The following is a 12,577-nucleotide window of genomic DNA, read 5'->3' as shown; positions in this document are numbered from 1 at the left end:
CCCCTCTCTTCAATGATGGAAATGCATCAAAACGGCAGTGTCAGTGAGTTTAGCAAACCGATTATGGTGGCAGCGTCCCCTCGCCATTCTGGAGAAAAAAATGAAGTGCAAACGTTTTGCCCTGGTAGGCAGTGGTTTTATCGGTCAGGTTCATGCCGCCAGCCTCGCCCGTCACGACGGGAGCGAGTTGACGATGGTGGCCGATGCCGCGCCGGAGCGCGCCCAGGCGCTGGCCGCCTGCTATGGCGCCCGGGCGGTGACGGTGAGCGAGGCTCTCCATAGCGACGCCATCGACGCGGTGCTGATCGCCAGCTCGACCCCGTCGCATGCCGAACTGCTGGAAGCCGCCGCCCGGGCGGGCAAGGCGGTCTATTGCGAAAAACCGATCGACCTTTCCCTGGCGCGCGCCCGCGAGGTGGTGGAGCGGGTGCTTCCCCTTAAGGTGCCGGTCACCGTCGGCTTTAACCGGCGCTTTGACAGCAGCCATCAGCAGTTGCGCCGCCAGCTGGAGCAGGGAGCGATCGGCAGGGTCGAGCTGGTGCAGATGGTCTGTCGCGCCTCCAGCATGCCGCCGCTCGACTATCTGCGCAGCTCCGGCGGTCAGATGCGCGATCAGGCGATCCATTTCTTCGATCTTCTGCGCTTTCTCACCGGCGATGAAGTGCATACCGTAGCGGCGATGGGCGCGGCGCTGGCCCTGCCGGAAATCGCCGAATTTGGCGATGTCGACACCTCCATCCTGATGATGCAGATGCGCGGCGGCGCGCTGGCGCAGCTGGACAACACCCGCCGCACCGGCCACGGGTATGATGAAAGGATCACCCTGCTGGGGGCAGAGGGCGCGCTGGAGTCCGGCAGCCAGTCGCCGGCGGGCCCGACCCTGTGGCGCGGCAATCAGCGCATTGAGCCAGGCCTGTGGCCGGACTGGTTCAGCCGGGTGCAAGGATCTTATTACCAGCATCTCGACGCCTTTATCCGCTCTCTGAATGGTGAAACCGTGGCCGACCTGCCCGGCCTGGTGGACGGCCTGCAGGCGCAGGCCATTGCCGAAGCGGCGGTTCAGTCTCTGCAGCGCGGCCAGTTTGTCGCCGTCGACGACTGTCGGTGAGTGGTTGCGTGGCAACCGCTATCAGGCTCTGAACCTGCCTTTATGCCGGGCGGCGGCGACGCCTTGCCCGGCCTAAGGGCATGATAACCATCCATATCAAATAGTTGCAGTGACATCCCAGGCCCGCGCAAGCGCCGCGCCGCCGGGCAGCAGATAACCGGCACCGTGCGCGTCCCGGTGCCGGGCAATGGCGTTCACGCTCGCGCTGTCTGCAAACCAAAGCCCGGCCGGCCCCTTAACGTTCTTCGTTAAACACCGCGCCCACCTGGCGCCGCACCTCATCCATCACCTGCAGATTCTGCAGCACCTGACTGAGCGGCCGCAGCGGCGAGTCCCGCAGCCCCTGACCGATGCACCAGGCAAAATGCTCCGCCTGCCAGAACAGCTGGTCGTAGCGATTGCGCGGCTCTTCCCAGCGCAGCGCCTGCCCGCCCTGGCTGGCGGCGAGCGTGAACCCGCCGGGGGCGTAAAACTGACCGTCGATCGTCAGGGTCGCCTGGCGTCCGGCCACCACCGCCCCGCCCGGCGTGTTGCTGAACAACGTCGTGTTTAACAGCCCCTGCATCCCGTTCCGCCAGCTGAACAGCATTGACGTCTGGCCGTTAAGTCCCTCCGCCGTCGCGCGGCCGCGGGCGACAATCTCCTGCGGCATGCCGCCCACCATCAGCGCAAACGAGGTCAAATAGCTGCCGAGATCCATCATCGGCCCGCCGGCAAGGTCGGCGTTAAAGATGCGGTGATCGGTAGTGAAATACTCGCCGTGATCGGCCAGCAGGGTATGCAGGTCGCCGAGTACCCCATCCTCCAGCAGCTGGCGGATCACATCATACTTCGGCGCGTAATCGCACCACATCGCCTCCAGCGCCAGCTTCCCCTGGCGGGCGGCTTCGGCCTGCAGTTCACCTCCTTCGCCGAGGTTGAGCGCGAAGGGCTTCTCTATCAGCACGTGTTTGCCCGCCTTCAGCGCCTGCATACCGTCGGGAAAGTGATGGTTGTGCGGCGTCGCAATATAGACCGCATCAATATCCGGACGCGCCAGCATCTCCTCCACCCGGCCGTAAGCCTGGGGGATCCCCCATTCCGCGGCTACCCGGTCGGCCTTCGCCTGGCTGCGGGAGGCAACGGCCACCACCTGCTGCCGGCTCTGGGTTTTCAATGCGTGCACAAAGCGCTCGGCGATCCAGCCCGGACCGATGATGCCCCAGCGCAGGGAGGGAATGCTCTGCGCCGCCGGGCGGCGCGGGGTCGGTAATTGTGAGGGAAACATAGCGGCTCCTTAATCCTTAACCACGTTAACCCAGCGACGGCTGACCATCGAGGCTTCAATCGCCGACAGCACGCGCTGATTCTGTAAACCAAATTCAAAGCTGGGATAGCAGTCGTCGTCCCCACAAATCCCCTGCACCAGGTCATGCACTTCCATCACCTTGACGTCAAAATAGCCCAGCCCGCCGCCGCCAAAATCGAAGCCGAAGAAGCCGGCATAGGCCGGGATCTGGCTCCCGGCATACAGCGTTTTAAAGCCGCGGTCGTGTTTGTCATCCCGGAAGCGATACACCTGCAGTTCGTTAAAGCGCTCCCCGTCCATATAAAGCGTGCCTTCGGTGCCGGAGACCTCCCAGAACACGCCGAAGATGCGCCCGGCGGCGATGCGCGAGGCCTCAATCACCCCCGCGGCGCCGCTGTCGAAATTGACCAGGCACTGAACCTGATCGTCATTTTCCACTTCCCGCCACTCGGCATCGGCCGCGACCCGGCTGGCATACCCGGCATCGGTCTGTGGCACCGGACGCTGGCGCAGGCAGGTTTGCGCGCTGGCGGTCACTTCACGGATCCCGCCCATCAAAAACTGGGCGACGGACAGGGTATGGGCGCCGAGGTCGCCAAGCGCCCCGCTGCCGCCGAGGGTTTTCGAGCAGCGCCAGGACCAGGGCAGGTTCGGGTCGTTATAAAACCCCTGATCAAAGGTGCCGCGGAAGCGCACCGGTTCGCCAATATCGCCCCGGGCGATAAGCTGCTTTGCCAGCAGCGCCGCCGGGGTTTTAATGTTGTTAAAGGCCACCATGGTCTTCACCCCCGCGCGCCGGGCCGCCTGCGCCATCTCCTGCGCCTGCTGCTCGTTAACCGCCAGCGGTTTCTCGCAATAGACATGTTTACCCGCCGCGATCGCCGCCATCGCCATCGTGTAGTGCAGATGGTTCGGCGAGGTAATATCCACCACGTCCACCAGCGGATCGTTCACCAGTTCGCGCCAGTCACCGTAAGCTTTCTCCGCCCCCAGCTTCACCGCATGACGTTCAGCCAAAGCCTGATCCTGATCCGCCAGCGCGTAAAGATAGGGGCGCTTCGGCAGATCGGGATAGAACATGGCCGCGCGACGGTAAGCGTCGGCGTGCGCCTGGCCCATAAAACCGGAGCCGATAAGACCAATATTTAACCGCGCGCTCATGATGCGTGCTCCTCTGATGATGACGGGGACGAAAAGTGGTGCGCCAGCCAGGCGAAGGCGCGGCGAGCGGTGGCAAACGGCGGCGCCATCGCCGGGTCCTGCTCGGCTTCGATAATCAGCCAGCCGCGGTAGTCGCTGTCCCGGGCAAAGTTGAGGATCGGCGCATAGTCGATGCAGCCGTCGCCAGGGATGGTAAACAGTCCGGCGCGCACCGCCTCGTTAAAGCTCAGGTTTTCGCGATACAGGCGCCCCAGCACCTGCGGACGGACGTCTTTCAGATGCAGATGGCGGATACGGTGGCCATATTTCTCCATCACGCGCGGGATATCGACCCCGGCGACGAAGGCGTGTCCGGTATCAAACGCCAGCCCGACGTTGTCATGGGTCTGGGACAGAAACCGCTCCAGCTCGTCGTCGTGCTCCACCAGCATCATCAGATGATGGTGATAGGCCAGCCGGAGGCCGTAGTCCCGCAGCAGCAGGTCGGCAAAGGTATTTAGCTTATGGCAATACGCCGTCAGGCTGACGCGGCTTAACGGCGGCGAGAGCGAGATCGGCTCATCAAGCGGCGTTTCACCGGGCAGTTGCCCGCACTCGCCATAGACCATTACCCTGGCGCCGAGCTGCTGCAGGAGCTGCGCGTGGCCCCGCACCGCCTCCAGCTCCGCTTCCACGCTGCGGTCGGCCAGCAAGCCGCTGTACCAGCCTGACGCCAGGCGCAGGTCAGCCGCCGCCAGCAGAGGCCCCAATGTCTCCGCCTGGCGGGGAAACTTCCGCCCTAACTCAATTCCCTGAAACCCCGCCTCCCGCGCCTCGCGCAGACACGTGTCGAGAGGGATATCGCCGCCTAAATCCTCCAGCACATCGTTGGTCCAGCACAGGGGGCTAATGCCCCACTGCAGGTGCTCTGTCGCCATGTTTATCTCCTTTTCAGCCAGTCGTCTGGTGTGCCGTCACTATAAGCAGGCGACGACCAGCGATGAAAACGGAGAAATGATGGAAATCCATCATTGCCGCGGACGAAATATCCGCTGGCGCGAGTAGCCCTGAAAAATAAATGGAAATAATGCTTGCCGCAGGCTTATTTTGCGGATAAAAATTACTGGCTTAATAACCCGCTTCAGAGGTTATCCCTTTCATTCGAAATATGATGATAGCAATATGAAAAAATCTCAACACCGCAGCGGCGCGGGCTTTAGCCCTGCGCCCAGGCCAGGCCTGCTGTTATTTGCGTAAGTGACAAATAGTCCCTTTTAAAACATCAATTACTTAACATTCTCTCTGCAATAATATGACATGCAGCGGGAAGGTACGGTGATAAATAAGATCAGGGTAATGATGTTTTTACAAATAAATAACCCTTCTCCTTTCTGCTCGTTATTTATCAGGAATGGCTGCGGTTATATTTATTCGGACGCCCCTGGAGAATGCACCAATGTATATCAACCTTTATGACAATGCGCGCCGCTATCGCGATGAGAAACAATAAGATGAATAAGACCTGGCTTTTCACCACCCTCACCCTGGCGCTGGTCGCCGCCGCGCCGGCCCACGCCATTAGCGCGAAATACCGGGAACAGCTTGAACGCTCCGGTTGCACGCAGATGACCGACGGAACCACCTGCGATATTCATAAAACCAAAGCCGAGAATGCCGCCGCCGCGCAGCAGGCCAGCAGCGGCTTCGGCCCCTGGGTGGGCACCTGGTATGTTTATACTGACTATGGCAATAAAATTGATGAGATTACCGTCACCGCTAAAACGGTGAAAACTCATGGTCATCTGGTCGAGGAGGCGAAAGCCAGCCAGGGTAAATTGACGTTCCGGGTGAAAAGCTCAGCCTTTACGCTGAACGACGCCTTTAACGGCGTATGGGCAAACGGCAGCCAGCGCGGCACGTTGCAAAAAGTCCTGTAATAACATTGCCCTGCCGACAGGATGGGGATAATGCAGGAAGAACCTCCCGGCGCAGGCCGGGAGGGAGTGCAACGGTTTACTTCTGCGGACGCATCGCCGGAAAGAGGATCACGTCGCGGATGGTGTGGCTGTTGGTAAACAGCATCACCATCCGGTCGATACCGATGCCCAGACCGGCGGTCGGCGGCAGACCGTACTCCAGCGCGGTGACGTAGTCTTCGTCATAGAACATCGCTTCGTCATCGCCCGCCGCTTTGGCGTTAACCTGATCCTGGAAACGCTGCGCCTGGTCTTCGGCGTCGTTCAGCTCGCTGAAACCGTTACCGATTTCGCGGCCGCCGATGAAGAACTCGAAGCGGTCGGTGATTTCCGGGTTGACGTCGTTACGGCGCGCCAGCGGGGAGACTTCCGCCGGGTATTCGGTGATGAAGGTCGGCTGGATGAGGTGCGCTTCCGCCACTTCGTCGAAGATTTCGGTGACGATGCGCCCCAGACCCCAGCTTTTCTCTACCTGAATACCGAGAGATTCCGCCAGCGCTTTCGCCGCGTCGAAGTTATCCAGATCCGCCATGTTGGTTTCCGGACGATGTTTTTTGATCGCCTCGCGCATGGTCAGTTTTTCAAACGGCTTGCCGAAGTCAAACACCTGGTCGCCATACGGCACCTCGGTTTTGCCCAGCACCGTCTGCGCCAGGGTGCGGAACAGCGACTCGGTCAGTTCGATCAGGTCTTTGTAGTCCGCGTACGCCATGTACAGTTCCATCATGGTGAACTCTGGGTTATGGCGTACCGAGATCCCTTCGTTGCGGAAGTTACGGTTGATTTCAAACACGCGTTCGAAGCCGCCGACCACCAGACGTTTCAGATACAGTTCCGGCGCGATGCGCAGGTACATATCGAGATCCAGCGCGTTGTGATGGGTGATAAACGGACGGGCGGAAGCGCCGCCGGGGATCACCTGCATCATCGGGGTTTCCACTTCCATAAAGCCGCGGGCTACCATGAACTGACGCATGGTCGCGAGGATCTGCGAGCGGATGCGGAACGTATGGCGCGACTCTTCGTTAGCGATCAGATCCAGATAGCGCTGGCGATAGCGGACTTCCTGATCCTGCAGGCCGTGGAATTTATCCGGCAGCGGGCGCAGGGCTTTGGTCAGCAGGCGCAGCTCGGTGCAGTGGATGGAGAGTTCGCCGGTTTGCGTTTTGAACAGCTTGCCGCGGGCGGCGATGATGTCGCCAAGGTCCCATTTCTTAAACTGTTCGTTGTAGACGCCTTCCGGCAGGTCATCGCGGGCCACGTACAGCTGGATACGGCCGCCGACGTCCTGGAGGGTGACGAAGGAGGCTTTACCCATCACGCGGCGAGTCATCATCCGGCCGGCCACCGCAACTTCAACGTTCAGGGAAGCGAGTTCATCGTTATCCTTCGCATCGAATTCAGCGTGCAATTGGTCAGAGGTATGATCGCGACGGAAATCGTTGGGGAAAGCTACGCCCTGCTCACGCAGCGCAGCCAGTTTTTCGCGACGAGTTTTCAGTTCATTATTAAGGTCAATGGCCTCATCGGCACCTTGTGCTTGTTGTTCAGACATATGGGTTCCTCATAACCTTGCTTTCAAACTAGCTTCGATAAATTGAACCAGGTCACCCTTCCGCGCGGCCTGTCTCCGGCTTCACACCGAAGAACAAGAGTAACGAATCTGGCTTCTCTTCAAGCTGATCTCACTCAGCTATGCCTTCACTAACGGTATTTTTTATCGTTGGCTTCCGCGCCTGCCAGAATATCCTCCTCCTGTTCAGTAAACGGTGCAAGGAGCGGCTTTGCGCTCCACTGTTGGGGTTACCGATCCCCGGCTCGCGGCGTAAACGCCTTAGCCGGGCTACCAGACAGCACGATTTTGTAGCCCGGTAAGCCGGACCTGTCGCCAGACGGGGCTAGGCGCCGCCGCCGGGGAGCTCGCCAGCCGCCGCGCGGCGTTTGCCGACGCTACAGGCTGCGGCAAAGGCGATAACCACCATCACCGCCACGCAGCCGAGGGTCCATTCCCCCATCTGCGAGAAGAAATGCTGATAGGCGGCAATCGCCGTATCGCTGATTTGCGATTCAGTGGTCTGCTGGGCGACCACGCCGGCCAGCCAGTTGGCCACCGCGCCGGTGGCCAGCATATAAATACCGGTCAATACCCCGGTGACGCCGGGCATGTTCAGGCGGGTGATTTGCGCCATCGCGACCGGGTCGATAAACAGTTCGGCAAAGCCCATCATCGCCAGTCCAGCGACCATCATGCCCATCGAGGCCTGACCCTCAGCGGCGCCGTGGCGGGCGTTGAGCGCCAGCAGCATAAAGCCGCCGCCCATCAGCAGCAGGCCAAAAGCGAATTTCAACCAGACGCGCAGCACCGAACGCGCGCTGCCTTCCGGGCGCATCAGCCACGCCAGCGCCACGCCGGCCGCCATCACCGCCACCGCGTTAACCGACTGGAACAGCGCCGTCGGCACGTCCCAGTTCAGCAGGCGGCGGTTAACAAAGTGATCGATAAACAGGCTAATCGAGCTTCCCCCCTGCTGCGCCAGCACCCAGAACAGCGTCCCGGCAAGCATCAGCAGGACGATCTGCCACAGCGCGCGACGATGCTCCGGGGCTTTGATCATGATCCGCGCCACCATCTGGGCGGCGAACAGGCAGACGACCGCCAGCAGATAGCCGGACCAGTTGTTTTGCAGCAGCAGCGTGAAGAACACCGGCGCCAGGCAGAGCATCACCAGCAGCCAGCCCCAGGTCGGCAGCACGAATTTCACCGCCCGCAGCGCCGGTTTATCGACGCCGCGGGTATGCCGGAAGTGGCGGCTGCCGCTTAAGAAAATCATCAGGCCGATGAACATCCCGATCCCCGCCAGGGCGAAGCCGATATGCCAGCCGTACCACTGAGCCGCCAGCCCGCAGGCGATGGGCGCGGCGATGGAGCCGACGTTGCCGGCGGCGTACAGCAGCGAGAAGCCGCCGTCGCGACGCGGATCGTCGTGGGCGTAAAGTTCGCCAAGCAGGCAGCTGATATTGGATTTGAACAGGCCGTAGCCGCAGATAATGATCGCCAGCGCGACGTACAGGCTCCATGCGGAGGTCGACTCAACGCCCAGCACCACGTGGCCGAGGGTCATCAACAGCGCCCCGGCAATCACCGCCGTGCGGTTGCCGAGCAGGCGGTCGGCAAGCCAGCCGCCAAGAATAGGGGTAACGTAAACCAGAGAGGCGTAAGCGCTGAACAGGCTGATGGCGTGGCTGTCGTCGAAGCCAAGCTGGTGGGTGAGGTAGAGGATGAGTAAGGCGCGCATGCCGTAAAAGCTGAAGTACTCCCAGATCTGGATCGCAACGATGTAGTAAATCGCGCGCGGCTGTGAGGGTGTTTTCATGTGTTCTCCTTGCAGCGTGAAAAAGGGAAGTGGCAAGCCACTTCCCTGATGTGCGTCTATTACTTGTTATTCTCTTCTTTCAGTACTTTAACGGTGTAACGACCATCCGCCTGACGATAGGCGCCGTGGATATCGGTTTCGAAGCCCGGATAGTGGGCGCCGATTTCGCACAGCATCTGCAGGAACTCCAGCACCGGACGGCTCTCTTCGGTGATCATTTCACCCGGCATGACCAGCGGCACTCCCGGAGGATACGGCAGGATCATGTTGGCATTGACGCGGCCGACCATCTCTTCGAGGTACACTTCTTCCGTCTGACCGTGCAGCTCTTTCTGGAACGCGGCATACGGGGTCATCACCATGGATGGCAGCACTTCAAACGCGCGGAACATCAGGTCCGGCAGGTTGTGATGCTCAACCAGTTTGTGAATGTTCTGCGCCAGGTCCTGAATACGCATGTTTTCATAGAATTCAGGATCTTCACGGTACAGCGACGGCAACATGTTTTTCACCCGCAGGTTCAGGTCGAACGCGCGTTTGAAGTCGGTCAGCGCACGCAGCAGGCTCAGCGCTTTGGTTTTGTCGATACCGATGCTGAACAGGAACAGCAGGTTGTACGGACCGGTTTTCTCCACCACGATGCCGTGTTCGTCGAGATACTTCGCCACGATGCTGGCCGGAATACCGAACTCATCCATGGTGCCGTCTTTCTTCATCCCCGGGGTCAGCAGAGTGACTTTGATCGGGTCGAGATACATGTGCTCGTTGTCGATGTTTTTGAAACCGTGCCATGCGCTGTCGGAGCGCAGCGGCCAGCATTCAGGACCGTCGATATGTTCCGGCTGCCATACGTCGAAGAACCAGCCGTCAGACTCGCCTTTCAGACGTTTGATCTCTTTACGGAACTTGATGGAGCGTTCGATAGAGCCGTCGATCAGGCGCTTACCGGCGTTGCCTTTCATCATCGCCGCCGCGGTTTCGGTGGACGCCACGATCCCGTAGTGCGGGGAGGTGGTGGTATGCATCATGTAGGCTTCGTTAAAGGTCTCTTCGTTAACATCGCCTTTCACGTGGATCATCGATGCCTGAGAGAACGCCGCCAGCAGTTTGTGCGTGGACTGGGTTTCGTAAATCACTTTCCCTTCGACGCGGCCGCCGCTCATCCCGCATTTGCCTTCATAGATCGGCGAGAAGTTGGTGTAAGGCACCCATGCGGAGTCAAAGTGGATGGATTTCACATCCAGGGTTTTCTTGATGAAGTCAGTGTTGTACAGCAGACCATCGTAAGTCGAGTTGGTGATAACGGCGTGTACCGGCCAGGTCGCGTTCGGCGTCTCTTTCACACGCTTGGCGATAGTCGCGTGCTGGAATTCGCTCTGCGGGATACCGCCGAGGATGCCGTAGGCGTTACGGGTCGGACGGAAGTAGATCGGCGTAATGTCGCTCATCATCATCAGATGGGTCAGCGATTTGTGGCAGTTACGGTCAATCAGCACGGTGCTGCCGGCCGGCGCGGAGTACATACCGACGATTTTGTTGGCGGTCGAGGTGCCGTTGGTCACCATGTAGCTGCGCTCGGCGTTAAATACGCGAGCGATATACTCTTCCGCTTCTTTGTGCGGGCCGCTGTGGTCCAGCAGGGAACCGAGTTCAGAAACTGAAATCGAGATATCGGATTTCATGGTGTTGGAGCCAAAGAAATCGTAGAAGATGCTGCCTACCGGGCTTTTCTGGAAGGCGGTACCGCCCATGTGGCCCGGGGTACAGAAGGTGTATTTGCCTTCACGCACATATTTGAACAGCGCTTTGGTCAGCGGCGGCAGAATGGTGTCGATGTATTCGTCAGTGTTCTGTTTGATTTTGTTCGCGATATCTTCCGCAGCGCCCAGCGCATATTCGAAGAAGCGAACCTGCATGCGCAGATCGTTCAGGCTAACGTCCAGCGTGGAGTAGGTGTTAGCGAACGCATACAGCGGCATGTACTCGTTCATTTTGCTGATTTCTTCGCACAGCTCGAGATTGTATTTATCCCAGTCGAAGATCACGCCGCACAGACGAGAGTTGTTTTCGATCAGTTTTAATAAGTCGTCACGGTCGTTCGGGTAGACAATGCGGAAGTCCAGGCGTTCGAGAGCACGATGCAGTTCACGGATGGGTTCTTCTTTGAAGTAAACCCCCATGTGATTCATGATTGCAATAACGTTCATAGTCAAATCTCCAGATGTAGAAAGCCCCTCCCGTCGCGCTATGACAGGTGATGGAAGGAGCCTCAGGAAAAAGGGTTACTGATTAGTGCGCGTTAGCGGGGCTGTTGCTATCCGATGCGTTGCTCTGGCGCTGGTGCATTTTGCGACCGTAGAACATCAGGATAATCAGGCTAACGATAAAGGTGCCGGCCAGTTCGAAGGAGCTTGCGCCCATCAGCGCGATGAAGCAGAACACGCAACCCAGTACCGAACAAATCAGGCTGACGAAGTTACGGATGTTGATGCCTTCGAAACGAATCAGGTCAACACAGGAGTAGAAGTAAGGCAGCATGGTCAGCAGTACCGCGATACCGGTCAGTTCGCCGAACAGGTCAGAGGCTTTACCACCGGCGGAGTTCATCAGGGTAATCAGCACCATCAGCGCGGTCATTTTCACCGCGGCCAGCAGCAGGCCTTTTTTCGGGATACCGTTGCTATCGACTTCGCCATACACTTTCGGGAAGTTGCCATCGTTGGCGGCACGCACACCCGCCTGGCCAACCAGCATCATCCACGAGCCCAAAGACGTCAGGCAGGCGAAGGCGGTGAAAGCGGATACCATCGGCGCAGCCCAGCCGCCAAGGATGGTGGAGGCGCTAATCGCGAACGGCGCACCGGACGCTGCCATCTGAGAAGCAGGATACATACCGGCGATAACCTGAGTCGCGGCGATGTAGACGATACCGGCCATCGCGGTACCCAGCATGGTGGCCAGCGGCACGGTACGTTTCGGGTTTTTCACCATCCCGGTACTCACGGCGGCGGATTCTACGCCAACGAAGGCCCACAGGCAGAGCAGGATACTTTTGATGACCGCGTGGCTATCGGTGGTGCTGGAGGTGTTCCAGTTCGCCTGATAGGTAGCGACATCAAACCAGTGCCAGCCGACGACCGCGGTCATGACTACCGGAATAAGCACCAGCACCAGACCAATGGTGGTCAGACGGCTGACCCAGGTCCCGCCGAGCATATTAACGAAAGTAAAGATCCACACGATGGCAATACAGGCAATCCCTGCTGGCACCGGGTTATTTAAAATAGGGAAGAACGTAGACAGATAAGAAACTGCGGTAATCCCGATAGCCAGGTTACCAATCCAGTTTGCGTGATAATAAAGTACACCGGTCTGGAAACCGAATGCCGGAGATATTTCCCCTGCGTAAGCAATGGGACCACCCTGCTGCGGGTTTTTAGTGGCCAGTCGGGCATAAACATAAGCCAGAGACATCGCACCAATAATTGAAATTACCCAGCCCCAAATGGCAATACCACCGATGCTGGCCAGGTTCGCAGGTAATAATGCAATACCGCTCCCCATCATATTACCGGCGACGACACCGGTACAGGCAAATAGCCCGATCTTCTTGGCAGAACTCATGGTTGTTTTTCTCCTAAGTTTATTTGGGAGGTACAGATCATGATACAGAACCATTAATTGACCCGAC

Annotated in this window: 10 protein-coding genes; 3 read left to right on the top strand and 7 right to left on the bottom strand. The window is 58.9% G+C overall.

Annotated elements, in window-relative coordinates; translation table 11 throughout:
- Positions 1-100: 100 nt before the first annotated feature.
- The gene (locus tag MKR05_RS15435; RefSeq protein WP_049013600.1) at positions 101-1,108 is read left to right on the top strand and encodes a Gfo/Idh/MocA family oxidoreductase; all 1,008 of its coding nucleotides are present in this window, start codon (positions 101-103) and stop codon (positions 1,106-1,108) included.
- Positions 1,109-1,343: 235 nt separating this feature from the next.
- On the opposite strand, the gene MKR05_RS15430 is transcribed toward MKR05_RS15435, so the two are convergent.
- Genes MKR05_RS15430 through iolE form a run of 3 tightly spaced genes read right to left on the bottom strand, consistent with a single transcriptional unit; the run spans position 1,344 to position 4,474 of the window.
- On the bottom strand, positions 1,344-2,375 hold the full coding sequence (locus tag MKR05_RS15430; RefSeq protein ID WP_032454325.1) for a Gfo/Idh/MocA family protein: 1,032 nt from the start codon (positions 2,373-2,375) through the stop codon (positions 1,344-1,346).
- Positions 2,376-2,384: 9 nt separating this feature from the next.
- Positions 2,385-3,557, bottom strand: a complete 1,173-nt coding sequence (locus MKR05_RS15425; RefSeq protein WP_023288684.1) for a Gfo/Idh/MocA family protein — start codon at positions 3,555-3,557, stop codon at positions 2,385-2,387.
- Entirely contained in the window at positions 3,554-4,474 is a 921-nt protein-coding gene (iolE, locus tag MKR05_RS15420; protein WP_238875281.1) for a myo-inosose-2 dehydratase, read from the bottom strand. Before iolE ends, MKR05_RS15425 begins: the two co-directional genes overlap by 4 nt.
- Here iolE and MKR05_RS15415 point away from each other — a divergent pair.
- Both MKR05_RS15415 and MKR05_RS15410 read left to right on the top strand, forming a co-directional pair.
- Positions 4,473-4,601: a hypothetical protein gene (locus MKR05_RS15415; RefSeq protein WP_254915157.1), complete on the top strand. Its 129-nt coding sequence runs from the start codon at positions 4,473-4,475 to the stop codon at positions 4,599-4,601. The genes iolE and MKR05_RS15415 overlap by 2 nt on opposite strands.
- A 446-nt stretch (positions 4,602-5,047) precedes the next feature.
- Entirely contained in the window at positions 5,048-5,473 is a 426-nt protein-coding gene (locus tag MKR05_RS15410; RefSeq protein WP_032429107.1) for a hypothetical protein, read from the top strand.
- A gap of 76 nt (positions 5,474-5,549) precedes the next feature.
- On the opposite strand, the gene lysS is transcribed toward MKR05_RS15410, so the two are convergent.
- The 4 genes from lysS to cadB all read right to left on the bottom strand — a co-directional run bounded on the left by lysS (position 5,550) and on the right by cadB (position 12,510).
- Positions 5,550-7,067 (bottom strand): lysine--tRNA ligase, encoded by a 1,518-nt coding sequence (gene lysS, locus MKR05_RS15405; protein WP_004202393.1) that lies wholly within the window; start codon positions 7,065-7,067, stop codon positions 5,550-5,552.
- A gap of 343 nt (positions 7,068-7,410) precedes the next feature.
- A complete protein-coding gene (gene dtpD, locus MKR05_RS15400; RefSeq protein ID WP_044521382.1) occupies positions 7,411-8,886 on the bottom strand; it encodes a dipeptide permease DtpD in 1,476 nt (491 codons plus the stop codon).
- A gap of 59 nt (positions 8,887-8,945) precedes the next feature.
- Positions 8,946-11,093, bottom strand: coding sequence for a lysine decarboxylase CadA (cadA, locus tag MKR05_RS15395; RefSeq protein ID WP_023288680.1), 2,148 nt, complete (start codon positions 11,091-11,093; stop codon positions 8,946-8,948).
- A gap of 82 nt (positions 11,094-11,175) precedes the next feature.
- Complete coding sequence (cadB, locus tag MKR05_RS15390; RefSeq protein ID WP_023288679.1) at positions 11,176-12,510, bottom strand: cadaverine/lysine antiporter; 1,335 nt, start codon at positions 12,508-12,510, stop codon at positions 11,176-11,178.
- Positions 12,511-12,577 lie beyond the last annotated feature (67 nt).

The organism is Klebsiella sp. K5-204 (assembly GCF_030128585.1).
Classification (GTDB): domain Bacteria; phylum Pseudomonadota; class Gammaproteobacteria; order Enterobacterales; family Enterobacteriaceae; genus Klebsiella; species Klebsiella quasipneumoniae.
Note: the sequence above shows the minus strand (reverse complement) of the source record. Positions and strands in the feature narration are given on the sequence as shown.

What these genes read in the sequence shown, in the direction of transcription:
- iolE (WP_238875281.1), bottom strand. Translation starts at nt 4,474, where the DNA reads ATGGCGACAGAGCACCTGCAGTGGGGCATTAGCCCCCTGTGCTGGACC.
- MKR05_RS15425 (WP_023288684.1), bottom strand. Translation starts at nt 3,557, where the DNA reads ATGAGCGCGCGGTTAAATATTGGTCTTATCGGCTCCGGTTTTATGGGC.
- dtpD (WP_044521382.1), bottom strand. Translation starts at nt 8,886, where the DNA reads ATGAAAACACCCTCACAGCCGCGCGCGATTTACTACATCGTTGCGATC.
- MKR05_RS15410 (WP_032429107.1), top strand. Translation starts at nt 5,048, where the DNA reads ATGAATAAGACCTGGCTTTTCACCACCCTCACCCTGGCGCTGGTCGCC.
- cadA (WP_023288680.1), bottom strand. Translation starts at nt 11,093, where the DNA reads ATGAACGTTATTGCAATCATGAATCACATGGGGGTTTACTTCAAAGAA.
- lysS (WP_004202393.1), bottom strand. Translation starts at nt 7,067, where the DNA reads ATGTCTGAACAACAAGCACAAGGTGCCGATGAGGCCATTGACCTTAAT.
- MKR05_RS15435 (WP_049013600.1), top strand. Translation starts at nt 101, where the DNA reads ATGAAGTGCAAACGTTTTGCCCTGGTAGGCAGTGGTTTTATCGGTCAG.
- MKR05_RS15430 (WP_032454325.1), bottom strand. Translation starts at nt 2,375, where the DNA reads ATGTTTCCCTCACAATTACCGACCCCGCGCCGCCCGGCGGCGCAGAGC.
- MKR05_RS15415 (WP_254915157.1), top strand. Translation starts at nt 4,473, where the DNA reads ATGTTTATCTCCTTTTCAGCCAGTCGTCTGGTGTGCCGTCACTATAAG.
- cadB (WP_023288679.1), bottom strand. Translation starts at nt 12,510, where the DNA reads ATGAGTTCTGCCAAGAAGATCGGGCTATTTGCCTGTACCGGTGTCGTC.